Origin of the sequence: Salarchaeum sp. JOR-1, assembly GCF_007833275.1 — an archaeon.
Taxonomy (GTDB): Archaea; Halobacteriota; Halobacteria; order Halobacteriales; family Halobacteriaceae; genus Salarchaeum.
In genome coordinates this window covers 805077-830552 of the sequence record NZ_CP042241.1, presented here as the reverse complement: position 1 = coordinate 830552, position 25476 = coordinate 805077, and the positions used below count along the sequence as shown (strand labels likewise).

Annotated in this window: 26 protein-coding genes and 1 tRNA gene; 14 read left to right on the top strand and 13 right to left on the bottom strand. The window is 69.1% G+C overall.

Annotation, left to right across the window (positions count from 1 at the left end):
• The first annotated feature begins 56 nt into the window (after window positions 1–56).
• Window positions 57–129: transfer RNA gene (locus FQU85_RS05330), tRNA-Pro, on the top strand.
• Between the two features lie 55 nt (window positions 130–184).
• Here FQU85_RS05330 and FQU85_RS05325 read toward each other — a convergent pair.
• Window positions 185–2401, bottom strand: coding sequence for a thermonuclease family protein (locus FQU85_RS05325; protein WP_145845276.1), 2217 nt, complete (start codon window positions 2399–2401; stop codon window positions 185–187).
• A gap of 100 nt (window positions 2402–2501) precedes the next feature.
• On the opposite strand from FQU85_RS05325, the gene FQU85_RS05320 reads away from it, so the two are divergent.
• Genes FQU85_RS05320 through FQU85_RS05295 form a run of 6 tightly spaced genes read left to right on the top strand, consistent with a single transcriptional unit; the run spans window position 2502 to window position 8740 of the window.
• On the top strand, window positions 2502–6182 hold the full coding sequence (locus FQU85_RS05320; RefSeq protein WP_145845273.1) for an LAGLIDADG family homing endonuclease: 3681 nt from the start codon (window positions 2502–2504) through the stop codon (window positions 6180–6182).
• Window positions 6183–6464, top strand: a complete 282-nt coding sequence (locus FQU85_RS05315; RefSeq protein ID WP_145845271.1) for a hypothetical protein — start codon at window positions 6183–6185, stop codon at window positions 6462–6464.
• A gap of 35 nt (window positions 6465–6499) precedes the next feature.
• The gene (locus FQU85_RS05310; protein WP_145845269.1) at window positions 6500–6838 is read left to right on the top strand and encodes a hypothetical protein; all 339 of its coding nucleotides are present in this window, start codon (window positions 6500–6502) and stop codon (window positions 6836–6838) included.
• The gene (locus FQU85_RS05305) at window positions 6835–7575 is read left to right on the top strand and encodes a hypothetical protein (protein WP_145845267.1); all 741 of its coding nucleotides are present in this window, start codon (window positions 6835–6837) and stop codon (window positions 7573–7575) included. The genes FQU85_RS05310 and FQU85_RS05305 overlap by 4 nt, the downstream gene beginning before the upstream one ends.
• A gap of 32 nt (window positions 7576–7607) precedes the next feature.
• On the top strand, window positions 7608–8063 hold the full coding sequence (locus FQU85_RS05300) for a hypothetical protein (RefSeq protein WP_145845265.1): 456 nt from the start codon (window positions 7608–7610) through the stop codon (window positions 8061–8063).
• Window positions 8060–8740, top strand: a complete 681-nt coding sequence (locus FQU85_RS05295; RefSeq protein WP_145845262.1) for a chromosome partitioning protein ParA — start codon at window positions 8060–8062, stop codon at window positions 8738–8740. The genes FQU85_RS05300 and FQU85_RS05295 overlap by 4 nt, the downstream gene beginning before the upstream one ends.
• Here FQU85_RS05295 and FQU85_RS05290 read toward each other — a convergent pair.
• Window positions 8722–9552: a transcription initiation factor IIB family protein gene (locus FQU85_RS05290; protein WP_145845259.1), complete on the bottom strand. Its 831-nt coding sequence runs from the start codon at window positions 9550–9552 to the stop codon at window positions 8722–8724. The two genes, FQU85_RS05295 and FQU85_RS05290, sit on opposite strands and share 19 nt — an antisense overlap.
• Before the next feature lie 171 nt (window positions 9553–9723).
• Between FQU85_RS05290 and FQU85_RS05285 the strand changes: the two genes are divergently transcribed.
• Entirely contained in the window at window positions 9724–10170 is a 447-nt protein-coding gene (locus tag FQU85_RS05285; protein ID WP_145845257.1) for a hypothetical protein, read from the top strand.
• Here FQU85_RS05285 and FQU85_RS05280 read toward each other — a convergent pair.
• The 3 genes from FQU85_RS05280 to FQU85_RS05270 are packed head-to-tail and all read right to left on the bottom strand — an operon-like array spanning window position 10162 to window position 12010.
• The gene (locus FQU85_RS05280; protein WP_145845255.1) at window positions 10162–10902 is read right to left on the bottom strand and encodes a ParA family protein; all 741 of its coding nucleotides are present in this window, start codon (window positions 10900–10902) and stop codon (window positions 10162–10164) included. The genes FQU85_RS05285 and FQU85_RS05280 overlap by 9 nt on opposite strands.
• Before the next feature lie 51 nt (window positions 10903–10953).
• Window positions 10954–11394, bottom strand: coding sequence for an HIT family protein (locus tag FQU85_RS05275; protein ID WP_145845251.1), 441 nt, complete (start codon window positions 11392–11394; stop codon window positions 10954–10956).
• Between the two features lie 37 nt (window positions 11395–11431).
• Window positions 11432–12010, bottom strand: coding sequence for an N-acetyltransferase family protein (locus FQU85_RS05270; RefSeq protein WP_370516767.1), 579 nt, complete (start codon window positions 12008–12010; stop codon window positions 11432–11434).
• Between the two features lie 159 nt (window positions 12011–12169).
• Between FQU85_RS05270 and FQU85_RS05265 the strand changes: the two genes are divergently transcribed.
• Complete coding sequence (locus tag FQU85_RS05265) at window positions 12170–12397, top strand: hypothetical protein (RefSeq protein WP_145845249.1); 228 nt, start codon at window positions 12170–12172, stop codon at window positions 12395–12397.
• Between the two features lie 48 nt (window positions 12398–12445).
• A complete protein-coding gene (gene ileS / locus FQU85_RS05260) occupies window positions 12446–15709 on the top strand; it encodes an isoleucine--tRNA ligase (protein ID WP_145845247.1) in 3264 nt (1087 codons plus the stop codon).
• Here the strand turns inward: ileS and FQU85_RS05255 are convergent.
• Window positions 15706–16548, bottom strand: coding sequence for a ribose-phosphate diphosphokinase (locus tag FQU85_RS05255; RefSeq protein ID WP_145845245.1), 843 nt, complete (start codon window positions 16546–16548; stop codon window positions 15706–15708). The genes ileS and FQU85_RS05255 overlap by 4 nt on opposite strands.
• Window positions 16549–16635: 87 nt before the next feature.
• Between FQU85_RS05255 and FQU85_RS05250 the strand changes: the two genes are divergently transcribed.
• Entirely contained in the window at window positions 16636–17448 is an 813-nt protein-coding gene (locus tag FQU85_RS05250; protein ID WP_145845243.1) for a transcriptional regulator, read from the top strand.
• Here FQU85_RS05250 and FQU85_RS05245 read toward each other — a convergent pair.
• Window positions 17445–18224, bottom strand: coding sequence for a hypothetical protein (locus FQU85_RS05245; RefSeq protein ID WP_145845241.1), 780 nt, complete (start codon window positions 18222–18224; stop codon window positions 17445–17447). The two genes, FQU85_RS05250 and FQU85_RS05245, sit on opposite strands and share 4 nt — an antisense overlap.
• Window positions 18225–18289: 65 nt before the next feature.
• On the opposite strand from FQU85_RS05245, the gene FQU85_RS05240 reads away from it, so the two are divergent.
• Entirely contained in the window at window positions 18290–18697 is a 408-nt protein-coding gene (locus tag FQU85_RS05240; RefSeq protein WP_145845238.1) for a hypothetical protein, read from the top strand.
• A 36-nt stretch (window positions 18698–18733) separates the two neighbouring features.
• A complete protein-coding gene (gene glmM / locus FQU85_RS05235; protein ID WP_145845236.1) occupies window positions 18734–20083 on the top strand; it encodes a phosphoglucosamine mutase in 1350 nt (449 codons plus the stop codon).
• Here glmM and FQU85_RS05230 read toward each other — a convergent pair.
• The 6 genes from FQU85_RS05230 to FQU85_RS05205 form a co-directional block, all read right to left on the bottom strand.
• Window positions 20080–21186, bottom strand: coding sequence for a hypothetical protein (locus FQU85_RS05230; RefSeq protein ID WP_145845234.1), 1107 nt, complete (start codon window positions 21184–21186; stop codon window positions 20080–20082). The two genes, glmM and FQU85_RS05230, sit on opposite strands and share 4 nt — an antisense overlap.
• A complete protein-coding gene (hisI, locus tag FQU85_RS05225; RefSeq protein WP_145845232.1) occupies window positions 21170–21544 on the bottom strand; it encodes a phosphoribosyl-AMP cyclohydrolase in 375 nt (124 codons plus the stop codon). The genes FQU85_RS05230 and hisI overlap by 17 nt, the downstream gene beginning before the upstream one ends.
• Before the next feature lie 37 nt (window positions 21545–21581).
• Window positions 21582–21905 (bottom strand): hypothetical protein, encoded by a 324-nt coding sequence (locus tag FQU85_RS05220; protein WP_145845229.1) that lies wholly within the window; start codon window positions 21903–21905, stop codon window positions 21582–21584.
• Between the two features lie 41 nt (window positions 21906–21946).
• The gene (locus FQU85_RS05215) at window positions 21947–22915 is read right to left on the bottom strand and encodes an A24 family peptidase (protein ID WP_145845226.1); all 969 of its coding nucleotides are present in this window, start codon (window positions 22913–22915) and stop codon (window positions 21947–21949) included.
• A 146-nt stretch (window positions 22916–23061) separates the two neighbouring features.
• Window positions 23062–23451: a ferredoxin Fer gene (gene fer, locus FQU85_RS05210; protein WP_145845224.1), complete on the bottom strand. Its 390-nt coding sequence runs from the start codon at window positions 23449–23451 to the stop codon at window positions 23062–23064.
• Between the two features lie 52 nt (window positions 23452–23503).
• Window positions 23504–24661, bottom strand: a complete 1158-nt coding sequence (locus FQU85_RS05205; protein WP_145845222.1) for an inorganic phosphate transporter — start codon at window positions 24659–24661, stop codon at window positions 23504–23506.
• A 78-nt stretch (window positions 24662–24739) separates the two neighbouring features.
• Between FQU85_RS05205 and hisA the strand changes: the two genes are divergently transcribed.
• Window positions 24740–25468: a 1-(5-phosphoribosyl)-5-[(5-phosphoribosylamino)methylideneamino]imidazole-4-carboxamide isomerase gene (gene hisA, locus FQU85_RS05200; protein WP_145845220.1), complete on the top strand. Its 729-nt coding sequence runs from the start codon at window positions 24740–24742 to the stop codon at window positions 25466–25468.
• Window positions 25469–25476: the final 8 nt, after the last annotated feature.

Below are 25476 nucleotides of genomic sequence, written 5' to 3'. Positions count from 1 at the left end.
AACCACTCACCACGCAACGAAACGCTTTACCGCCAGCCAGCGCAAGAAAAAGACGCGGGACCGTGGGTTAGCCTGGTATACTTCGGGCCTTGGGTGCCCGTGACCCCGATTCAAATTCGGGCGGTCCCACTTCTCTATTGCGTGGTTTCGAGAGCGGCGGCGCTCCGTTGGGGCGGGATTGCGTTCAGTCGCCGTCGAGGCGGTCGCGGAGGGCGTAGGCTGCGCCGCCGAGCACGCCGGCGGCGGCGGTGAGCGCGCCGAATCCGGGTGTCGACCCGGAGGCGCTGGTCGTCGGTTGGGCAGTCGTCGTTTCAGTGGTAGTGGAGTTTCGGTCGAGAGCGGCCGTGCCGTCGTAGGCGGTGAAGAGGCTGTCGTCGCCGGGGAAGGCGTTCGTGGTCGGGTAGGCGGGGTTGCCGTTGACGTTGTGGTCGGCGTCGGTGATTGTGCCGGTGGTGAACGCGAGATCGGTGTCGAGGGCGGTGGCGAGGGAGTTCTGGCGGGCGGTGGCGTTCCCGGGGGCGGTGGCGTTGCCGAGGAGGATGACCGCGCCGCCGTCCGCCTGGAAGGACTGGAGGGCGTCGAGTTCGCCGTCCGCGAGGGCGGTCGCGGGTGCGGTGACGAGGAGCGCGCTCGCGCCGTCGAGGACGCCGGACGTGTAGTCGTTCACGCCCTCGATGCCGCGGTCGACGCCTTCGAGGTAGCGCTGGTAGGTCTGCGCGCCCTCCGCTGAGACCGCGTAGGCGGCGCTGAACTGGCCGTGGCCGCCGTCGATGGCGAGGTAGCCGTCGCGCTCCGAGAGCGCGGTGGCGAGGTTGGTGAGGAACGCGTAGTTCCCGTAGGGCGTGGCGTCGTCGGCGATGTCGAGGAAGCCGTAGTCGTCGGCGAGGAACGTGCTCGCGACGAGCGCGACCCGGCGGTCGGGGTCGGCGGCGACGAGCGGTGCGTCGGCGCGGGAGGCGGACGAGTGCGCGGCGACGACGACGGACGCCGCGGGAACCTCGCCGCCGGTTGCGGTGAGCGGGACGGCGTTCGGGAACGCGAGCGATTCGACGGGGTCGTTGGCGAGGGTCGGGCTGTCGTCGGGGTCGCTCTCCGCCCAGACGCCGGTGCCGTCGGCGCGTGCGTCGAGTTCGGCCTGGACGAGCGCGTCGTGGCCGGCGTACCCGGAGTCGTAGACGCGGCCGTGGCCGGTTTCGACCATCGTCCGCGACCAGCTAGTGTCCCGGGTTCCGGAGTCGTCGGCGTCGTAGTGAATGGTGGCGAGGAGGCGGCCGTACGGCCCGCGAACGCCCTCGTTCGGGTCGAACGCGAACTCGACGGTCTCGCCGGCGAGCGTCTCCTCCGCGAGCAGGGACGCGTTCGCACCCCACTCCGAGAGGTATGGGTACTCGCCGTCGGGGTCGCGGCCGTCCGATTCGTCCCCGAGGCCCTCCCACTCGTAGGGGTTCTCGGCGTCGGCGTTCCCGGCGGTTTCGGGCGTGTCGATGCCGAGGATGCGGATGGTTTCGGTCGCGCCGTCGTCGAGTTCCACGTCCACGGTGTCGCCGTCGGCGACGTTCGTCACGGTCGCGGTGTAGCGCTCCCCGACCTCGAACGTCGGCCCGCTGCTGATGCCCTCGCGGGGCGCGAAGTAGGGGAAGACGGTGTTGAACTGGTCGGTCCGGACGACGTACGGCGCGCCCGCGTTGTGGTCGCTGTCGACGATTTCGGTGTCGTTGAACCGGAACGCGAGGCCGAGCGCGCTCGCGATGTCGTTGAGCGCGTTCGTCTTGTCGTAGCCGCCGTAGTCGGCCTGGTGGTGGAGGAACACCGCGCCCCCACTGTCGCGGAACGACCGGAGCGCGTCGAGTTCGGCGTCGGAGAACGCGTTCGGGGACGTGATGACAGCGGCGTCCGCGTCGGGGAGATCCGCGGCCAGGCTGGTGGTCGCGTTCACCGTGTAGCCGTTGTTCTCCGCGTACTCCTCGAACCGCGAGAACTTGGAGAGCGTGTAGTACTGGCCGTGCCCCTCGTCCCAGAGCACCGTCCCGCCACCGATCTTCTCGCCCCAGACGTTCAGGAGGAACTCGTCGTTCCCGTACGAGAAATCGGCGCTGTCAGTGGCGAACGGCGCTCCCAGCCCGACGACGGAGCCGTCGACGGCAACGAGCGGCGGCCGACTGTTCGGGTAGGGGACGGTGTCGCCGTTCCCGTCCTCGTCGACGGCAGTCGCGCTCTCGTGCGCCCAGACCGCGACGTGGTCGTCGGCGAGTCCGGGATTCATCGAGTCGTCGAGGAGGGCGCTCGTCGAGTCGAAGACGATCGGGGGAATCGTTTCCTGGGGGAGGGCGGTGGCGTGGCCGGCGGTCGCGGCGGCGACCGTGCCGGCGGCGGCGGTCTTGAGGAAGGCCCGGCGGCGCATATCGACCACTGGCGAAATGGTCGGAAAAAGATACCTATGACGTCTATATAGTCGGGGTGTTGGGAAGGTTCTTACGCGAGTACGCCCTATCCCGGAGAGAATGGCGCAGTCCCAGGACCAGGAACTCACGGAGCGCTTCGAGACGTTCTTCCGTCGGTACTACAGCGACGAGGTCGGCTCGCTCGCGCGGCAGTACCCGCGGGACAAGAAGTCACTCGTGGTCGACTGGGACGACCTCTACCAGTTCGACCCCGACTTCGCGGAGGACTTCGTCCGCCACCCCGACCAACTCCAAGAGGCCGCGGAGGAAGCCCTCCGAGTCTACGACCTCCCCATCGACGTGTCGCTCGGACAGGCGCACGTCCGCGTCCGCAACCTCGGCGAGGCCACGGAAATCCGGCGTCTGCGCGCCGAACACATGAACACGTTCGTCGCCGTGCAGGGGATCGTGCGGAAGGCGACGGACGTGAAGCCAAAGATTCAGACGGCCGTGTTCGTCTGCCAGCGCTGCGGGAGCGAACAGCACGTCCCGCAGGGCGACGGCGGCTTCCAGGAACCCTACCAGTGCGAGTCCTGCGAACGCCAGGGCCCCTTCCAGCTCGACTCGGAGAAGTCCGAGTTCGTGGACAGCCAGAAGCTCCGCATCCAGGAGAGCCCCGAAGGCCTCAGCGGCGGGGAGACGCCGCAGGCCATCGACGTCCACATCGAGGACGACATCCCGGGGCGGGTGACCGCGGGCGACCACGTCACCGCCACCGGCGTCCTCCGCCTCGACGACTCGAACACCGAGAACGACTCCCCCGTCTTCGACCACTACATGGAGGGGTCGTTCATCGAAATCGAGGACGAGGAGTTCGAGGACATGGAAATCAACGAGGACGACAAGGAGGACATCGTCGAAATATCGCAGGATCCCGATATCTACGAGACGATGGTGGACTCCATCGCGCCCTCCATCTACGGCCACCGCCAGGCCAAACTCGCGATGCTCCTCCAGCTCTTCTCCGGCGTCACGAAACACCTCCCGGACGGCTCCCGCATCCGCGGCGACCTCCACATGCTCCTCATCGGAGACCCCGGAACGGGGAAGTGCGTCGACGGAGACACTCGCGTAACTCTCGGTGACGGCTCCGAGCGCGCGATTCGAGACCTCGTCGAGGAGAACCTCGACGACCCGAAGCCCGTGGACGACGGCGTGTGGGACGACGCGGACATCCCCCTTCCGTCGATGGCTGCAGATGGCAGGCTCACCGAGCGCCGCGCCACCCGCGTCTGGAAGCGCGAAGCCCCCGAGCGGATGTATCGCATCCGAACGGCGAGCGGAACCGAACTCGAAGTCACACCCTCGCACCCCCTGTTCACGCAAACGGCGGGCCAGCCGGTCGCTCGAACCGCCGACACGCTCAGCGAAGGCGAGTTCGTCGCGGCACCGCGTACACTCCCTGTCACGGGCGACGATGCGCTCGACGTCGAATACCGCGAATCGCGCGCGCCGGGCGGAGCGCACATCGACCTCCCCGACGCGTGGACCCCGTCACTCGCGCGCCTCGTCGGCTACGTTATCGCGGAAGGCCACGTCGTACTCCGAGACGACAACACCGGTGACGTGCGCGTGACCAACGCCGACGAGGAGATACTGCGGGATGTAGAGCGCGCGCTCGACGAGCTCGGTCTCGAACACACGACCGACGGCGAGCGAGCCGGAACGTCGGCGAAACGTGTTCGCTGCAGTGCGAGCGAACTCGCCAGTTTCCTCGAAACCCTCGAACCCGCAATACTCGAACGCTCGGCGAACCAGCGCGTCCCCGACGCCATCCTGAACGCGACCCGGAAGACGAAACGCGAGTTCCTGCGAGCGTACGTGGACTCCGAAGGCCACGTCTCCGCGTCGCAGCGCGAACTGACCGTGGCGTCGATGAGCCGGAAACTGCTGGATGGCGTTCGGTCGCTCCTGCTCGCGTTCGGCGTCACCACCAGCCTCCGCCCGCGAGAGAACGGGAGCTATCGGCTCCGAATCAGCGGTGACGATTTCGAGCGGTACGTGGAACGTGTCGGGTTTGTTACCGACCGGAAGGCGAACGCGGCCCGCGAGTTCGGGGACACACCGTCGAACACCAACACCGATGTCGTGCCCGAAATAGGTGACCGACTCCGGGAGGTACGAGAAGCGCTCCTTCTCTCACAGGCGGAGTGCGGACTCCCTCGGTCGACGTACCAGCACTACGAGCGCGGCGACAGGAACCCGAGTCGCGCGTCGCTCTCCCGAGTCGTGAGAGCGTTCGAGGCGCGGCTCGACGAGCTTCGTGAGACCAAACGGCGATTAGAGGACGGCGACTGGAGCGACGTGAGCGCGGCACGGGACGACCTCCGGGTCTCGCAGGCGACACTCGCGGACGAGATGGGCGTAGAGCAGACGATGGTGAGCTACTACGAGCGAAACGACGCGGTTCCCGACGGCGGCCGCGTGGCCGCCGCGCAGAGTGCGCTCGTGGACGAGATAGAAACCGGTCTCGGCGTCGCCGACGTGGTCGAGGACTTGCGCTCGCTCGCCGAGAATGACCTGTCGTGGGAGCGCATCGAATCCATCGAGACCGTAGAACCCAGTGAGGAATGGGTGTACGACCTCGAAGTCGAGGGAACGCACACGTACCTCTCGAACAACGTGGTCTCACACAACTCCCAGCTGCTCTCCTATATCCGGCACATCGCGCCGCGGTCGGTGTACACGTCCGGGAAGGGGAGTAGTTCCGCGGGGTTGACTGCGGCCGCCGTCCGGGACGACTTCGGCGACGGTCAGCAGTGGACGCTCGAAGCGGGCGCGCTCGTGCTCGCCGACCAGGGCATCGCGGCGGTGGACGAACTGGACAAGATGGCGGCGGACGACCGCTCCGCGATGCACGAGGCATTGGAACAGCAGCAGATTTCGGTGTCGAAGGCGGGTATCAACGCCACCCTCAAGTCGCGGTGCAGTCTCTTGGGGGCGGCGAACCCGAAGTACGGGCGGTTCGACCAGTACGAACCCATCGGGGAGCAGATAGACCTCGAACCGGCGCTCGTCTCGCGGTTCGACCTCATCTTCACGGTGACGGACAAGCCCGACCCCGAGGAGGACTCGCGGCTCGCGCGCCACATCCTCCAGACGAACTACGCGGGCGAACTGAACACGCAGCGCTCGAAGGTGTCGTCGAGCGAGTTCAGCGAAGAAGAGGTCGCGGAGCAGACGGAGGAGGTCGCGCCCGCTGTCGACCCCGAGCTCCTCCGGAAGTATATCGCGTACTCGCGGCGGAACGTCTACCCGACCATGAGCGAGGAGGCGCGGCAGGCCATCGAGGACTTCTACGTCGACCTCCGCGCCGAGGGGCAGGGCGAGGACTCGCCGGTTCCCGTGACCGCCCGGCAGCTGGAGGCGCTCGTGCGACTCGCGGAAGCATCCGCGCGCGTCCGGTTAGCGGACGAAGTGACGCGGGAGGACGCCGAGCGCGTCATCGAAATCGTCCGCTCCTGCCTGCAGGACATCGGCGTCGATCCGGAGACCGGCGAGTTCGACGCGGACGTCGTGGAGACGGGGCGGTCGAAGACCCAGCGCGACCGCGTGAAGAACATCCGGAGCATCATCGGCGAGATCCAGGAGGAGTTCGAGGAGGGAGCGCCCGTCGAGGAAGTACTCGACCGTGCGGAGGAAGTCGGCATGGAGGTATCAAAGGCCGAACACGAGATAGAGAAGCTCAAACAGAAGGGCGAGGTGTACCAGCCGAGCCAGGGCCACCTCCGAACCACGTAGATGGACAGAATCAGCGCACTTCGAAACGTGGAGGACGCCCTGTCCGCCTACGAGCACGGCGACATCGACCTAGACGGGATGGAAGAGCGCGTGCTGGGCGTGCTCCGAACCTACGCGACGGAGTTCGAACCCGAATCCGGGCTGGCGGCGTACCGGGCGCGGGGGGACGCGCGGGCGGACGGCCTCGTCGTCGTCGCCGAATCGGCGGCCGAGGCCCGCGAACGCGTTCACGACCTCCTCGACGCCGACGACGCCGAGTTCGACCTCGAACACGTCGGATAGGAACTTATTTTAATTCTATCCTCATATAGAAGATAGTGCTGCTCGTGGTGACGTACTCCCGGAGTTCGCGACAGACGCTCCGGACGATGTGCGGAACGTACGACGAGACGATCGTGCGGCGGTTCGGACGCGCCGCGCTGTTCGCGGAGACCGAACTCGGGGCGTTTCTCGCGCTCCGCCTCCGCGCGAAACACGGCGGCGACGTGCAGGTCGAACGCACCAGCCCGTGGAACGAATTCCGGGACGCACCCGAACGCGTTCGGAACGCGGCTGACGCCTACGAGTCCCGGACGTCCGCGAGCACGCCGTACGCGAAGTTCCGCGCGGGAACGACCCATCCGGCGACGGACGCGATGCGGGACGCGAACCTGTGAAGCTCGCCGTCGCGGGCGTTCGCGCGAGCGGGCGGGCGCTCGACCTCCGCGGCCGCGACGTCGACCCGCACCGACTCCTCACCGAGATACGCGACCCCGACAGTCGGCGGGTCGTCTGCCGCCGCCCCGGGCCCGCGCACCGCCACGTCGGCCACCTCAACGCGACGGCCGACCGACCGAATGCGGACGCGCTCGCGGCGGTCGCGGCCTCACGCGATCTCGAACCCAGCGCGGGCGCACAACCCACGGACGCAGCGGCCGAGCGGCGCGCGGTCGCAGCGGCGACGGCGGACGTGATTGCCCTGCGAGAGCGCGTGGAGCGCGCGAGCGGTCGCCTCGAAGCCCTTCGCGACATCGACGCGGAGACCGACGAGGCCGCCGCCGACCTCCGCCAAGCAACGCTCGAACTGACGGACGCGGAGACGGAGCGTGTCGCCGCCGAACAACGCCTGAACGCCGCTGAAACGCGGTTGCGCCGGGAGCGCGACCAGCGCGAGCGGGGGCTGCGGCGAGCGGACGCGCGGCGGAACCATCCCGAGCGGCGAACCTCGGCGCTCGCAGAGCGAGCGCGACCGCTCGTCGAACGGGCGCACGCGGCGGTTCCCGGCTGGAACCCGGGCGCGCTCGCCGCCGCGCGGGCCGCGCGTCTCTCCGCACCCGTCGTGGTGGAGAACGGCCCGTTCCGCCACCCGGGACAGGCCGCAGCGTGCCTCGATGCGCCCGTGATTCTCCTCTAACTTCAAGTACGAGCCCGGGGCCAGCGGACGGTATGGAGTACGACGCCCGAACCACCCGGGGGGACGTGACGCTCGTCATGGTGCTCGTCGAGAACGACGCGGCGCGCGAGCGCGGCGTCCGCGTGACGAACCTGCTCGACGGGCCGGTGTGGCCGCCACGAACGAACGGCGTTCCCGACGGGGGGTGGAGTCCGTCGGGCTACGAGACCGTGCTCGCGCCCGGCGAGCGCCGCGGCGTCGGGTACGCCACGCCCGCACCGCCCGACCCGAACCCCGTCCGCGTCGAACCCATCGAGCAACGCTCCTCGCCGGATCGGCTCGACCCGGTGCGAGACCTCGCCGACCCGCGGCCGCCGCGTGACGCGCTCGGGCCCGCGGTACCGAGGGCGGTGACGGCGTGGCTGGACGACGTGGAGCAACAGGGGCGGCCGACCGGCCGGGAGCGCGAGGCGCTGGAGCGCGCGGCCCGGCTTCGGGAGGACGCGTGATTCTCGCGGTCTGCGGCGGGAAGGGCGGCGTCGGGAAGTCCACGACGGCGTTCAACCTCGCGGCGCTCCTCGACGCAGTGGTGGTGGACGGCGACCTCGCGATGGCCGACCTGCCGACCGCACGCGGCCCCGATTTCCACGACGTACTCGCGAGCCGCGCGACTGCCGTGGAGGCGGTGCGCGAGGACGGCGCGGTGCGGATTCTGCCCTGCGGGCGGTCGCTCGGCGGCGCGCGGGCCTGCGACCTCGGGCGCATCGCGGACGCGCTCGCGGCGGTCGAAGACGAGTACGGCGCGGTGGTGGTGGACTGCCCGGCAGGGTTGAACGCGGCCGTGGGCGCGCCGCTCGCAGCGGCGGACGCCTGCGTGCTCGTGACGACGCCCGCGCCGCCGGCGCTCGCGGACGCGCTCAGGACGCGGGAGCTCGCGCGGGAGCTCGACGCCGGCCTCGCCGCCGTGGCACTCAATCGGACGAGCGGGAGAGAGACGGTGGAGGGCGATGGATCCAAGGGGGCGTACGAGCGGACGTTCGGCGGGCCGGTGGTTCGAATACCGGAGCGGCGTGCGGTCGCGACGGCGGGCGGGCGCGGTGTACCCGTGGCGCTGTCGCATCCGGGTTCGGACGCGAGCGGGGCGTTCCGCCGGCTCGCGGCGCGGGTTCAGTCGAGCGCGCGGTAGGTGCTGCGGAGGGTGACGGGCGTCACGTCCGCGACTGCGGCGGCGTCGGCCTGCGTGACGGCGTGGTCGGTGTCGCGGGCGGCGGCGTAGAGGCAGGCGGCGGCGACCCCGCTCGGGTTCTTCCCGCCAACCGTGAGGTCGTCGAGGAGGGCGCGGGCGCGGCGTTCGATCGCGGGTGGGAGGGCGAGTTCGGTGGCGAATCGCGGGAGGTACTCGCGGGGGTCGATAGGGCCGACGGGGAGACCGAGATCGCGGTTCATCGCGGCGTAGGCGGCGCGGAGTTCGTTCCGGTCGGCGCGCGCGACAGCGACGACTTCCCCGACCGTTCGAGCGACGCTGTTCGTGCGGCAGACGGCGTAGACCGCCGCGGCCGCGAATCCCTCGAGACTCCGCCCGCGCAACAGGGATTCGTCCTGGGCGGACGAGAACAGCGCGCACGCCTGATCGCGGACGCTGTACGGGAGCGACAACTGCGAGACGACGCGGCGGATCTCGGTGAACGCGTACACCTTGTTCCGGTCAGTCTTCGACGCGATGCGGGCGCGGTCGTGCTGGCGGCGCATCCGCGCGAGCCGGCGGCGCTTGCGTCCCTTCACGCGCGTGCTGCGGCCGATTTCGGTGGAGAGCCCGCGGTCGTGACGGGAGCGCGTGAGCGGCGCGCCGGTACGTTCGCGTTCGTCGGCGTCGCACGCCCGCCACTCCGGCCCGCGGTCGAGGGGGTCGTCGGCGACGACCAGCCCGCACTCGGTGCAGACGGTCTCGATACGTTCGGTGGCGAGCGAACCCTGGCATTCGGGGCAACTTCGACTCATCACTCCACGCTTGGCCCCACACGAGTATTTAAACGAGCGCGGAATCGGGGGTTCGACCCCCGAGACGCCGCGATGAACGTCCCGGTAACCGTGACGTTCCCGCGAACCGCACCGCCGCCGTCGTATTTTCCCGAGTAAACGTTATGTAGGAAAGCGGTAGTGAGTGGAGGTATGGCGCTGTCGGACATCGCGGCGGGACTGGAGGTGACAGCCACCCAGCGCGAGCGCGGGCCCACGACCGTCGACGGGACGGAGCGCGCGCTCACAGAGCGCCTCCGCGAGTTCGCGGACGGTCTGCCTTGCGACGCGTCGACGGCCGCGCTGCTGCTCGATACGTACTACGACGGCGGGAGCGTCGAGACCGCCGCGCTCGCCGCCGGCGTCGCACCGGTCGCGGGCGCAAAAACCCTCCACCTGCTCGGCGTAGACGGCCTCACGCCGCTCTCGCCGCTCGCTCGCGAAATCGTGGCGGACTGGCTCGCCGGCGAACTGACGCGGTCGGACGCGCTCGCGTTGACGGGCGCGAGCGAACACGAGTTCGCGCTCGGCGCGTTCGTCGAAGCCCACGACCCGCTCCCGGGGGCGCGGGCAGTCGTGGACGGCGAGTTCCTACGGTAGCCGGCGGCGGAGCGCGTCAAACCGACCAGCGGGTTCTTCGTGGTCGAGTTCGAGGTCGAACAGCGTCTCCGCGAGCAGTCCAGCGGCCCGTGCGGCGCTCGTTCCGGGGGTGGCGGCGACGCCGACCGGTTCGCCCGCGAGGTCGGGAACCGCGCGGTCGGCGTCCGGCGGCGCGGCCTCCAGCGTAGTTCGGGTGGCGACGAGGGCGTGGGCGCTCGCACCAACGTCGGCGAGGCGGCCGCGTTCTCGGGCGGTGGCGTCGGTTCCGCGCGGCGTCCCGGGGAAGACGAGCGCGACGCGGTCGGCGTCCGTCACCGCGGCGACGGCGGGGTTGGAGGCGACCGTCGGCGTGTCGAGGAGGACGTGGTCGAAGTCCGCGAGCGCCGCGTCGAGGACGGTGTCGAGTCGCTGTGCGGCGTCCGCCGTCTTCGCGGCCGCAACGCGACCGAAGGGCGCGTGGGCGGGAGCGAGCGCGAGGCGGCCCGGCGCGTCCAGCGCGCGGTCGTGACGGGCGTCCGCGAGCGCGATGTCGGAATCAGTGAGAAGCGCAGTCGTGTCGCCGTCGATGTCGCCGCGGACGTGCCGGGCGAGACCCTGCGTGTCGAAATCGAGGTCGAGGACGAGCGTGTCGCGGTCGGCGGCGGCGAGGCGTGCGCCGGTTTCGAGGCACGCGCGGGTGGTGCCCGCGCCGCCGACGGTGCCGACGAACGCCGCAGTTCGGGGAGAGTCCATCGACAGTCCTACTCTTCTCTTCGGATTAAAATATCCCTATTCAACGCGGAATTAGTCCGGAGTGTGGTCGCCGGCGGCAGCCGCGATGTCGTCCGCGAGGGCGTCGAGGTCGTCGTCGTCGAGGTCGGGCGGACTGCCGGCGACGGCGTGGATGGGGTTACCGCCGTCGCCCTCGAAGCGGGGAACGATGTGTGCGTGGACGTGCGGAACCTCCTGGCCGGCGGCCGCGCCGTTGTTGAACCCGACGTTCGAGCCGTCGGCGTCCACGGCGTCCTCGATGCGGGGCGTGAGGGAGTGGATGGCCGCGAACAGCGACGCCCCGGGTTCGGGCGGCACCTCGTCGAGCGTCTCGTGGTGGGATTTCGGGATGACGAGCGTGTGCCCGGCCGCGAGGGGGTTCGCGTCGAGGAACGCGAGCACGTCCTCGTCCTCGTACACGACGCGCGCGGGAACGTCGCCGTCGACGATCTGACAGAAGATGCAGTCGTCCATATGCGACGTGAGGACGGGCGGGAGTATGAAAGTAGGGCTACAGGGACGTGTCGATCCAGACACCGTCGTTGGGCGGACGACGCATCGTGTACTCGCAGGGCCGCGTGACGACGGTCTCGAATCCGAGGTTCTCGTAGAGCGCGACCGCGGGACGGTTGCCGCGTTCGACGTGCAGTCGAACGGCGAGGCCAGCCTCGTCGGCGCGCGCGAGCAGGGAGCGCAGGATCGTGGTGCCGACGTGCGCGCCCTGGTAGGCCTGGTGGACGAAGATGGCGAGTTCGTACGCGCCGTCGTGGTCGGGGACGAGCGCGGCGTGCCCGACGGGGTCGCCGTCGTGGCTCGCGACGACGTGGGAGCCGTCGCGGAGGCCGGAGAGCCACGCCGCTATCTGCGGGACGCCGGCCGGCGGAATGCCCTGCGCGCGGTCGGCGGGGTCGAAGTCGTCGTACATCCCGACGAGGGCGTCGAGTTCGCGTTCGGGGAGCCGCGGATACGTGCGGAGGGTGAGCGCGCGCCCCTCGTCGTCGACGACCGACCGGACGACGGGTCGCGGAGAGTGATCGCCGACTAGCGTTCCAGCGCCGCGTTTCGCGTCTATTTCAATCACTTTTCTCACGCTTAGGTGTACTTTCTATCACGTATATACGACTTCCCCATATATTCGTCCAATTAGAGGGAGATACGGTGAAGTCGCTAGTGAGTGTTAATGAAATAATATCCATACTAGGTCAAGGTGTTCGAAAAGAGCCTTGAGTGTCGACGGCGGAGGGGTGGTATGCTCGAACTCCTCATCGAACTCGCGGAACCGCTCGCGTTCGCGCTCGGCGCGCTCGTCTTCTCGATTGCGGGCGCGATAATCGACCTCACCGCCGTTTCGACGTACAGCGGCGGGCAGACGATGCTCGCGCTCTGGCTGGCGTTCGTCGGGTCCGCCGCACTGTACGCCGGCGTGTTCCTGTTCGGGTCGGAAGCCCGGAAGCGACTGGCCGCACGAGGGGCGTAGACTGCAGGACCGAACACCCTTTTAGCGGGGCGCGTGACAGACACGCGTATGGAACGCTTCGCTTCGGTCCCCGACCAGTACGACCCCGAGGACGTGCGAGAGCGCGTCTTCGAGTACTGGGACGAGGTCGACGCATACGAACGGACGAAACAGCATCGAGCGGACGGCGAGGACTTCTTCTTCGTGGACGGCCCGCCGTACACGAGCGGCGCCGCCCACCTCGGAACGACGTGGAACAAGACCCTCAAGGACGCCTACATCCGCTACCACCGGATGCTCGGGTACGACGTGACGGACCGCCCGGGCTACGACATGCACGGCCTCCCCATCGAGACGAAAGTCGAGGAAAAACTGGGGTTCGAGAACAAGAAGGACATCGAGGAGTACGGCATCGAGAAGTTCATCGAGGAGTGCAAGACGTTCGCGGAGTCCCAGCTGGAGGGCTTACAGGAGGACTTCAAGTCCTTCGGCGTGTGGATGGACTGGGAGAACCCCTACAAGACCATCGACCCGACGTACATGGAGGCCGCGTGGTGGGGGTTCTCCCGCGCCGCCGAACGCGATCTCGTCGAGCAGGGAAAGCGCTCCATCAGCCAGTGTCCGCGCTGCGAGACCGCCATCGCGAACAACGAAGTCGAGTACGAGGACGTCGAGGATCCGACCGTCTACGTGAAGTTCCCACTCAGCGAGGGCGAGGGAAGCGAGGCCGGGGAACGCGCGAGCGGCGACGCCGCGGGCAGCGACGAGGCGGGGAGTCTCGTCATCTACACGACGACGCCGTGGACGATTCCCGCGAACGAGTTCGTCGCCGTGCACGAAGACCTCACGTACCAGAAGGTCGCCGCGGAGAAGGACGGCGAGCGCGACGTCCTCTACGTCGCGGAGGACTGCGTGGAGAACGTCCTCTCGAAGGGACGCTACGACGACTACGAAGTCCTCGACTCCTTCCCCGGCAGCCACATGCTCGGCTGGGAGTACGACCACCCGCTCCGCGAGGAAGTCCCCGACACCCCCGACACCGAGGGGACTGGTCGGGTCTACCACGCCGACTACGTCGAGGCCGAAGACACCGGTCTCGTGCACTCCGCGCCCGGCCACGGTGAGGTGGACTTCGAGCGCGGCGAGGAACTCGGCCTCCCGGTCTTCTGCCCGGTCGCCGAGGACGGCACCTACACCGAGCAGGGCGGGAAGTACGAGGGCCAGTTCGTGAAGGACGCCGACGAGGAAATCACGAAAGACCTCTCCCGGAAGGGGCTCCTGCTCGCGTCCGGGACGGTGACGCACTCGTACGGCCACTGCTGGCGGTGCGACACGCCCATCCTCCAGCTCGCGACCGACCAGTGGTTCATCACCATCACCGACGTGAAGGACGACCTCCTCGACAACATGGAGGACTCAGAGTGGCACCCGCAGTGGGCGCGCGACAACCGCTTCCGGGACTTCATCGAGAGCGCGCCGGACTGGAACGTCTCCCGCCAGCGCTACTGGGGGATTCCCGTCCCCATCTGGGTCGCCGAGGGGACGAAGGGCGAGAACCCGGAAGACCGCATCGTCGTCGGCAGTCGGGACGAACTCGCGGAGCTCGCAGACCAGGACCTCGACCCCGACGAGATGGACATCCACAAGCCCACCGTGGACGACGTCACCATCACCGAAGAGGGCGTGACGTACGAGCGCGTCCCGGACGTGTTCGACGTGTGGCTCGACAGCTCGGTGGCGTCGTGGGGAACCGTGAACTACCCGAGCGAGGAGGAGGGCTTCGAGGAGCTCTGGCCCGCCGACCTCATCATGGAGGCGCACGACCAGACCCGCGGCTGGTTCTGGAGCCAGCTCGGGATGGGGACGGCCGCGATGGACGAAGTCCCCTACGACGAAGTCCTCATGCACGGGTTCGCGAACGACGAGAACGGCCGGAAGATGAGCAAATCGGTTGGGAACGTCGTGCAGCCCGGCGAAGCCATCGAGCGCTACGGCGCTGACGCGATGCGGATGTTCCTCCTCTCCGTCACGCCGCAGGGCGATGACATGCGGTTCTCGTGGGACGAGATGGAGAACATGGCGCGCGACCTCAACATCCTCTGGAACGTCTTCCGCTTCCCCCTCCCCTACATGCGGATGGACGGGTTCGATCCCGCCGTCCCCGAATCCGCGGGCGGAAGCGGCGTCGAACTCGCCGTGGACGACGACGCCCTGCTCGTGGAGGACGAGTGGCTGCTCTCCCGCCTCCAGGAAGTCAAACACGAGATGAGCGACTACTGGGAGGCCTTCGAGCAGCACCGCGCGCTCGACGAACTCCTCACGTTCGTCGTCGAGGACGTCTCGCGGTACTACGTCCAGCTCGTCCGCGACCGCGTCTGGGAGGAAGAACAGACCGAGGCGAAGACCGCGGCGTACGCGACGCTCTACAAGGTGCTTCTGGAGGTCGTGCAGTTGCTCGCGCCGTACGCGCCGTTCGTCAGCGAGGAGATCTACGGACACCTCACGGGCGACGACGGCCATCCGACCGTCCACATGTGCGACTGGCCGACGGAGACGGAGCGATACCGCCAGCCCGCACTGGAGGACGACGTGGCGGTCCTGCGGGACATCGAGGAGGCCGGCGGGAACGCCCGCCAGCAGGCCGGCCGAAAGCTCCGGTGGCCGGTCGCGGAGGTCACCATCGACGCCGACTCGGAAGCGGTCGCGGACGCGGTGGACAGCCACCGCGGCCTGCTCGCGGACCGCCTGAACGCGAGAACGATAACGGTCGTCGGCCCCGAGAAGAACTACGGGAACGTCGAGTACTCGGCGCGCGCCGACATGAGCGTGCTCGGCCCGGCGTTCGGCGGGGACGCCGGCGACGTGATGGACGCGCTGAACGACGCCCGGGTCGCGAGCGACGACCTCGACGACCTCGAAGCCGTCGTGAGTGACGCGCTCGGCCGCGAGGTCGAACTCACGCCCGAGATGGTGGAGTTCGTGGAGGAGACGCCGGACGACGTGGCGGCGACGGACTTCGACGGCGGCACCGTCTACCTCGACACCACGCTCGACGACGACGTGGAGAGCGAGGGCTATGCGAGAGAGGTCATCCGGCGCGCCCAGGAACTCCGGAAAGACCTCGACCTCGACATGGACGCGCAGATTCGCCTCGACGTGCAGGTGTTCGACGACCGAGTCGCCCGACTGATCCACGAGCGCGAAGACCTCATCAAGGACGAGGTGCGGGCGCGCGAACTCGCCGAAGTCAGCGGGGACACCGCGAACGCGGTCGTGGAGGAGTACGAGGACGTGGAGGGCGTGCGGATGATACTCGGCGTGCAGAAAGTCTAGGAGAGGGCGGCGGCGACCGCTTCGGCGGCGCTGACCTCGCTGACGGCGCGCTCGATGGTGTCAGTCCCATAGATTTTCTCGGCGCCGGCGTTCGCGAGTTTGGTTCGCGCGTTCCCAGCGAGCAGCGGGTGGACGCACGTGACGAAGACGCGTTCGGGGGCGTCGAGGACGCTGATGGCCTCGCTCATCGTGGAGCCGGTGGCGATGATGTCGTCCACGACGACCACGTCACGGCCGGAGACGTCGGTGTCGCTCGGTTCCACGTCCACCTCGGTGCCGGAGTGCCGGGTCTTCTCGAAGTAGTCGGCGTCGCCGGGGCCGTAGGCGTCCCGGACCGATTGGGCGAGGTGGATCGCGCCGGCGTCCGGCGCGACGAACACGGGGTCGCGGAGGTCGTCCGGGAGCGCCGCCGCGAGCCGGGGCGCGGCGTTCACGTTCTCCGTCGGCACCGTGAAGAAGTCGCAGACGCCCGCTTCGTGGACGTTCACCGTGAGCACTCGGTCGGTTCCCGTGGAGACCGCGCGCGCCATCGCCCGCGCCGACACGGGTTCACCGGGTTCGAACGCCTCGTCCTGCCGCGCGTACCCCATGTAGGGAATGACGGTAACGAGTTCGTCCGCGCCCGCTTCGCGCGCGGCGTCCTGTAACTGGAGGAGTTCGACGTAGTCCTCGTCCGCCGTCGTGCTGCAGACGACGATTGCTCGGCCCTCGACCGGGGGGACGCGCACGAGGCGTTCGCCGTCCGGGAACCGCTCGTACTCCACGGCCGCGAGCTGCTCGCCGAGTTCCGCGGCGAGCGCGGCGGCGAGCCCCTGCGAGGACGACCCGCTGACTATCATACCTGAATCCTGCGGCCGGCGGGGGGTATCGGTTTCGGTCCGCGGCACACGGAAAGCACTTGTCGGCGCATCCCACACTCCCGGTCGATGAGTCGGCTGTTCCCGTTCCGGTCGCCCGCGTCCTCCGACGCCGACGAGCCGCGGCTGGTCGACATCTCGGAGGACGCCGCGGACGACGTGTTCGCCGCGCTCTCCTCCGGGACGGCGCGCGCCGCGTACACGGCGCTCCACGACGACCCGCGGACGGCGTCCGACCTCGCCGAGGTGACGGACACGACGGTGCAGAACGTCCGCTACCACCTCGACAACCTCCGGGACGCCGGACTGGTGGAGGTCGTGGACACGTGGTACTCGGAGCGCGGCAGGGAGATGAAGGTGTACGCGCCGACGGACACGAGCCTCGTCGTGTTCGCGGGCGACGACGAGAATCGGTCCACCGTCCGCACGGTGCTCCGCGAACTCGTCGGCGGCGTCGGCGCGCTCGCGGTCGGCGCGGTCGCCGTCCAGCGGTTCGCGGAGGAGGGCACGCTCTCGCCCACGTTCGGCGGCGCGCCGGCGGGGAACGTCACCGAAACCAGCACCACGACCACGGACGGCGGGGCGGTCGCGGCGACGACGGCGCAGACCACCGACGGTGTGACGACGATGACGCAGACCACGGCGGAGGCGACAGGGACGCAGGTCTCGTACACGCAGACGACGACGGAGGCAGTGACGCACGCGACGCAGACAGCGGAGCCGACAACCGTCGCGAGCACGGCGGACACGGTGACGGGGACCGCGACGACGACCGCAGAGGCCGCGGCGGCGAGTCCGGACGTGCTCGCACCCGGTCTCGTGTTCTTCGCGGGCGGGCTGGTCGTGTTGCTCGCGGTGCTGGCGTACCGGCACGCCCGCTAGGGGACGGCGATGCCCGCCACGTCACGAAGCCCGAGGTTTCGAGAGCGCCAGCCGTCGCCGGCGTCCACGAGCAGGGTCGCGTCCGCGGTGATGGCGTACACCGCGCCGTCGCCGTGCGCCGCGTCCACGAGCGCGGCGTCAGTGTCGGCGAGGCGTTCCCGCCAGCCGTCGGCGGTGCGTTCGTAGAGCGCGCCGTCCACGACGGCGTGCGCGCGCTCGCCGTCCGCGGTCACGGCGGTCGCGTCCCCCGAGAGTTCGTTCAGCCAGCCGTTCCCGAGGCGGAACACGCCCTCCGCGGTGGCGGCGTACGGGTCGGCGGCGGCGACGTCGTTGGCGTCGTCGAGACCGGCGTGTTCGACGCCGCCAGCAGTGATGCGGTGGACGCCATCCGCGGCCGCGACGAGGTCGCCGTCGATGGCGCGGGCGTCCGAGAGGCATCCGCGTTCGACCCAGTCGCCGTCGGCGTACTCGGCGAGCGTTCCGGAGGAATCGACGGCGAACAGCCCGGATCCGTAGCCGACGGCGATCGGGTCGGGAAACCCGATCTCCTCGAACTCGTCCTGGTCGCGCGAGACGACGACGGCGTCGTCGGTGGCGACCGCGCCCTCACCGGATCGCGCCGCGACATCGCGAGCGGTGCAGCGGTGCGCGAGACCGAAGCGCCCGATCTGGTCGGCGGACACCGACACCGAGGCGACGCCCATCCCGGTCGCGACGAGCACGACCTCGCTGCCCTCCTTCTCGGCGTACACGCGTTTCTCGTCGATAGTCGTCATACCCGGGTCATCGTGTTTCGGCGTGAAAGCGTTGCGGCTATCCGCCTCGGCCGAGAAATGCGTGTATGAAGCGACGCGGGTTCCTCGCTGCGACCGGAACCGGAACGCTAGGCGCGCTCGCGGGCTGTTCGGGCGTCTTGAGCACGCAGTCTCCCGAATGGCGGTTACGCGCGATGCCCATCACGGACGCCACCGCGAGCGAGACGGACATCACCTGTACGCTGAACGAGCCGTTCGTGGAGACGTACCCGAACCTCCAGAACGTGCTCGCGCTCGCCGCGCAGGCCGAGACCGGCGAGTGGCAGATAGTTCGCGTGGAACTCGAAGCCGGGAACGAACTCGGGGACGCGCTCTACGAGTTCTGCGGCGGCTCGATTCGGGGCGCGTACTACTACAAAGACCAGGCGTACTACATCAGCCTCGTGGACACTCGGCCCGGGAACGACAGGGGACACGGCGCGCACGACCACTAACGGAACGCCTTAGGACGGCCGGACTAAGGGAAGCGTATGAAGGTGTTCGGGTCGAGCGGGACGCGGGGCGTGGCGAACGAGGAGCTCACGCCGGGGTTCGTGCTCGACGTGGCGAAGGCGGCGGGGACGCTCTGGGGGGCGAACCGCGTAGCCGTCGCGCGGGACACGCGCGCGACGGGCCGAATGCTCGCGAACGCGGCGGCCGCGGGCCTGCAGGCCGTCGGGGCGGACGTCGACCGACTCGGCGTCGTTCCGACCCCGGGAACCCAGGTGTACTGCGAGGAGGAGGGCGTGCCGGCGATGATGATTACGGCGTCGCACAACCCCCCCGAGTACAACGGCGTGAAACTGATCGGCGGGGACGGAATCGAACTCTCCGTGGACGAACTCGAACGCGTGGAGAACGTCTTCCTCGGGGACGCCTACGAGACCGTCGCGTGGGACGAGACGGGCGACGACCGCGCCGTCGAGGACGCGCGGCGGCGGTACACCGACCAGCTCCTCGACGCCGTCGACGGCGAGCGCATCCGGAACGCGGACCTCACCGTCGCGCTCGACCCCGGACACGGCGCGGGCGCGCTCACCAGCCCCGACTTCTACCGCGAACTCGGCTGCGAGGTCGTCACCGTGAACAGCCAGCCGGACGGCCGGTTCCCCGGCCGCGACCCCGAGCCGGTCGAGGAGAACCTCGCCGACCTCGGACGGCTCGTGGAGGCCGCGGACGCCGACGTGGGCATCGCGCACGACGGCGACGCCGACCGCGCAATCTTCTTCGACGAAACGGGAGCCTACGTCGAGGGTGACGCCGCGCTCGCGAGTCTCGCCGCCGCAGAACTCGATGAAGGCGACACCGCCGTCTCCGCGGTGAACGTCAGCCAGCGCCTCGTCGACGTGTGCGAGGACGCGGGCGCGACCCTCGACCTCACGCCGGTCGGGAGCACACGCATCATGACCCGCATCCGCCAGCTCCACGCCGAGGGCGAGACCGTACCCGTCGCCGGCGAGGGGAACGGCGGCATCATCTTCCCGAACTACCGCCTCACGCGGGACGGCGCGTACACCGGCGCGCGGTTCCTCGAACTCCTCGCGGAAAAGCCCGCGAGCGAGGTCGTCGAACCGTACGCGGACTACTGGAACGTCCGCGTGAACGTCCCCTACGACACCGAGGCGGAACGCGAACGCATCCTCGGCGCGGCCGAAGAGTACGCCCGCGAGGCGGACGCCGACCTCACCACCGTGGACGGCTACCGCCTCGACTACGGCGACGCGTGGGTGCTCGCGCGCCCGAGCGGCACCGAACCCGTCGTTCGCGTGTACGCCGAAGCGACGAGCGCCGACCACGCCCGCGACCTCGCGGAAGACTTCGCGGACGCCATCGAACCCTAAGCGAGCGCCGCTTCCAGTTTCTCGCGTTCCTCGCGCAGCTGTTCGAGGTCGTCTGCGACCCGTCCGGACTCGAGTTCCGCCTGCTCCTCGGCGGTGAGTTCCGCCTCCGCGACGGCGGCAGTGCGGAGGCGGTCGTAGTCCCCGCGGAGCGCGACGTTCCGCACCTCGCGGGCGAGCGCGACCGTCTCGTCGTCCGCGAACCGCGCGACCACAGCCACCAGTTCGCGCGCTCGATACCGCAGTTCGTCCGCCGGCAGCGGCGGCCACTCCACCGTCAGCGGAGCGGCGTCGACGCGGTCGAGGTAGGTGGTGTTCCCGCCGACTGCGCGCTTCAACCGCTGGGGTTGCTCGACGTAGTGGTCGAGTTTCGACACCGAGTAGTCCGCGAACTCCAGGAGTTCGGAGAGGGGTTTCTCGCCCGCCTCGGCCTCGCGGACGTACGCGTCGAGGTCGCTCGGGGGATGCGGGATACCCACGAGGGGGTAGCCGGCGGCGGTCTCCGCGAAGTCGAGGAACTCGCGCGCGCTCGCCGACCCGCGGAAGTCGGCGAAGTCGTCGCGGACGGCGTCGTTGTAGGACTCGATGGGGTCGCGGAGTTCCTCGGTCGGGGCGTCGAGGTCGGCGTTCCCGAGTTCGTGGAGGCGTTCGAGGTCCGCGAGGCGCTCCTCGACGGTGTCGAGGCGGTCGCGGACCGCGCGAACGGCCTCCCGGTAGCGCTCCCGCGCGTCCGCCCGCGTTTCGAGGAGGTCGCGGTACTCGCGGGCCGGCGCGAGCGCGTCGCGGGCGTTCTCGAAGTCGGACTCGGAGACCCGCCGTTTGTCCAGACGCTCGTCGTACGCCTCGAACGCGCCCCGAGCGGGGAAGTCCTCGGGGATGTCGTCGAGCAGGTCGTCCACCTCGCCCTGGAACGCGACGAACGACTGGAAGTCGCCCGTCCCGGTCGCGGTTTCCTCGTACTGGTCGAGGAGGCGTTCCGCGCGCTCCAGTTTCTCCACGACGCGGTCGATGGTGTCCTCGCCGACCTCCTCGACGGCCGCCGCCGCGTCCTCGCGCGCGGTCTCAGCGGCGTCCAGCTCCGCGAGGACGCTACTCGTAGACGGCATCCGGGTCGAACACCCGTTCGCCGACGGTGTCGCCGTCGAGCGTTCGGTGGAAGCACGATTCGTAGCCCGTGTGGCACGCGCCGCCCGCCTGGTCGACGAGGTAGAGGACGGCGTCGCCGTCGCAGTCCACGCGGATCTCCCGGATGTCCTGGGTGTGACCGCTCGTCGCGCCCTTCTCCCAGAGTTCCTCCCGGGAGCGACTGTAGTAGTGCGCGCGCCCCGTCTCCCGGGACTGTGCGAGCGCCTCCCGGTTCGCGTACGCGAGCATCAACACGTCGCCCGTGTCGGCGTCCTGCGCGACCGCGGGAACGAGGCCGTCGTCCCCGAAGTCGAGATCCACGCCGAACTCTGCTGACATACCCGAATCGACGGCGCTGGGACGGATAGTCTTTCTGTCAGCCGGTTCGTCCCGTCACGACCCGCCAGCCGACGTAGCAGACGACGGCGAGGATGCCTCCGAGAAACACGCCGAGAAACCCCGAAGCGAACAAGCCGGCGAACACCAACGACCAGCAGCCGGCGGCGACCACCGCGTGCTCGCGATCCCCGGTACGCGTGACGGTGTACACCGAGAGAAACGCGCTAGCGAGTAGGAAGCCGAGGATGGGCTGGAACGCGAGCAGAACCGCCCACGCGAGTACGAAGAGCGCCACGAGTCCCGCGGCACCGTCGTACAGATCGGGGGCGCCTTCGAGTGGACGCTGCCTCTTGAGGGACATATATCGAGGGTCGGATGCCGAACAGATATAAGTTGGGTAGATTATACGAGGCCGATGAGTCGCATCAGCGCGAACAGGAGGTCGCCGGCCGTGAGCGCCAGGAGGAGGCCGACGAACAGCGGGACGATGAACGGAACGCCCGGCGTTATCCAGACGCGCTCCTGGCTCGTGATGACGTCGAGTCCCTCGCGGAGTTTTCGAGGCGTGGTCCCGTACGCCGTGGAGTCGATGTCGTCGAGGAAGCGCGCCGCCCCCCACGGATCGTCGTACTCGTCCGCGTCCTCGCGCGGAGCGGGCTCGGACGCGGGGTCGGGAATCGGCTCCGTCGTCACGGAGCCGTCCCCGGGGTCGTTCGTCTCCGCGGGGACGGTCGCGGGGTCGCGGTAGCGCTCGGGCTGTGCGAGTAGTCGGCCGAGCGTGACGCCCCGCCACCGCAGGTACATCCGGAGCGCGTCCAGGTCGAGGCCGCCCCGCGAGAACCCCTCGGGGGTTTCGAGGAGGCTGCCGTGCGCCGCCGCCAACTGGCGGACGGCGACGGGCCGCCCGACGAACATCAGTTTCGAAACCACGCCCGCGAGCGCGTTCCGCAATCCGAGCGCGAGCGGATACCCCAGACTCGCGAGCATCGCGTTCGTCACCACCGTCACCGAGAACACGCCCAGCTGGGTGCGGACGAGCGGGAGCGCGAGGTCGGCGAGGTAGTAACTCGGATACGTCGGGTAGAGCAGGGCGACGACGCAGAACGCCTTGAAGTCCGCGCCGCCGAACCCGCCGACGAACCAGAACAGGTAGGCGAGCGGAATCACCAGCAGGCTCACTGCGGCCCGCACGAGGAAGAGACTGGTTCGCTCGACGAGCACGTACTCCCACGCCAGCAGGGCGAGGCCGAGCGCCGCGAACGGATACCAGAGTTCGTTCGGCACGCGCCGCACGCGCAGGTCGTGGTAGGCCGCCCACGCCAGCGCCGGCACGAACAGGAGTCGAAGGAGGTCGGGGAACGTCGCGTACACTACCCCAATCAGCGGGGGCCGGCGTGTTAGGCGTTACTTCCCGCGCCCGCCGAGCCCCCGGCTACGAACAGTGAAAGAACGGAAAAGTTGGACGCCGCGTTAGATTGGTGCGGAACCTCGGTTCCGCGAACCGTAACGCTATCGCGTTAGATGACGCGGTTCTGGAGGTAGTCGAGGTGCTTCGCGTTGTAGACGATGCGGACTTCCTCGGTCTCCGGGGAACCGATGCAGGTGAGGCGGACGTTCTTCTCCTCGACTTCCTCGTCGGAGAGGATCTGCTGCATGTCCATGTTGATCTCGCCCTCCTTAACGATAGCCGCGCAGTTCGCACACGCGCCGGCGCGGCACGAGAACGGCCAGTCGTAGCCCTGGGCCTCGGCGGTTTCGAGGATGTAGCCGCCCTGCGGAACGTCGAGGTCGCCGTAGTCCTCGGCGTCGAGGTCTGCGTCGGCGGCCTTCTCGAAGAGGTCGTCGTCCTCGATATCCCAGCCGTGGTCGTCCAGCACTTCGTAATTGAGGTATTCGACGGTTGGCATCACCTGACGGTTCTACGGCCGGAGGCATATGGCTTGTGGGATGTGTCCAGCCTCAGGGCGTGTAAAGCGGTATCAGGCTGAACAGTCCCCACGAGGCGACTGCCGCGACCGAGGGGGTGAGCACCCAGAGCACGACGACGCGCGCGGTGGTAGAGGGGTCGAAGAGGTCGCTCGCGACGAGTTCGTCCGGATCCTCCTCGCCCATCGCGGGCACGTCGTCGGGGCGGTCGGCGGCGAGCGCGTTCACGCTGACCGTGGCGTCGGCGTCCCCGCGCGCCACGTCGCTCGCTTTCACGGTGCGCGTCGCGCGCCCCCAGCCCAATCCGACGATGGACATCGTAGCGGAGACGGCGAGGCTGGCGGGAATGCCGATGAAGGAGAGGAAGGTGATGAGGCTCGCGCTGACGACTTCGACGATGAGCGCGGCGAGCAGCGGGAGGTCGGTCAGGTCGTTCCCGACGGTGTCGAGAGTGCGTCGCGCGATGGTGAACGCGCCGACACCGATGGCCGCACCAGCGAGGATGACGCCGAAACTCGGCGTGATTTCGCCGCTCCCGACGAGCGGGGCGACGGCGTTCGCGACGTTGGACGCGCCGGCGGAAAAGGCCATGTAACACCCGATGGCGACGACGAGCACGCTCGCGAGGAGTTCGCGGCTGGTGGCGTCGTCCGCGACGCGGGGACGGATCCCGTCCAGGTACAGCACGGAGCGTTCTGACTTCTCGATCGGGAACGCGGCGTCGAGGTAGGGGTAGAGATAGCGGCCGATGACGGCGCACACCCAGAACGCGAGAATCGGGGCGACGAGCCACCAGACGACGATTTCGCCCATGACGGCCCAGTCGAGCGTGCCCGACGCGACGCCGAGCCCGGCGATCGCGCCGACGGCGGTCATGGAGGTGGAGGCGGGGACGCCGAACGTGTTCGAGACGAGGAGCGCGAGGCCGACGAAGAAGAGGACGCCGACGGACGCGGCGAGCGTGAACGTGTCGGCGGGAACGATGTCGCCGCCCATCGTCTTGATGACGTTCCGCCCGACAGTCCACCCACCGAGAAGCGCGAACCCCGTCATGAGACCGGCGGCCCCGAGTTTGGAGACGACGTTACTTCCGACGGCGGGGCCGAACGCGACGCCCGTCGACGACCCGCCGATGTTGAATCCGACGAACGCGGCGACCGCGAGACCGACGAGTAGAAGCAGTTCCATCAACCCTCGATACTCGTTCGCGGCGTTTCAACCCCCCGAAAAACCGGCGGCGTTTTTCCCCGTCGGGTGCGAACTCCGGGTATGTTCGAGTCCTTCGAAGTCGTCCCCGCGGTGGACATGCAGGACGGGGAGGCGGTGCAGTTAGTGCAGGGCGAGCGCGGCACCGGAACCACGTACGGCGACCCGCTCGCCGCCGCCGAGAACTGGGTGGACGAGGGCGCAAACACCCTCCACCTCGTCGACCTCGACGGCGCGTTCGAAGGCCAGCGGAAGAACGCAGACGCCGTCGAGTCCATCCTCACAGCGGTCGATGTGGACATCCAGCTCGGCGGCGGCGTGCGCACCGCGGCGGACGCGATGACCCTCCTTCGCCTCGGCGTCGACCGCGTCATCCTCGGGACGGCGGCCGTCGAAGACCCCGAAATCGTGGACGCCGTCACGAACAGCTATCCCGACGGCGTGCTCGTCAGCCTCGACGCGAAGGACGGCGAGGTCGTCGTCTCCGGCTGGACTGAGGGGACGGGCCTCGACCCCGCGGACGCCGCGGGGCGCTACGAGGAACTCGGCGCGTCCGGCATCCTGTTCACGGACGTAGACGTGGAGGGACAGGAGGCGGGCGTTCGAGCGGACGAAATCGAGCGCGTCGCGAGCGCAGTCGACATCCCCGTCGTCGCGTCCGGCGGCGTCGCCACCGTCGACGACGTGGTCGCGACGAAGGACGCGGGCGCGGCCGCCGCCGTCGTCGGCACCGCGCTCTACGAGAGGAACTTCACGCTCAGGGAGGCGCAGGAAGCGGTCGGGCAGCGCTAGACCCTTGT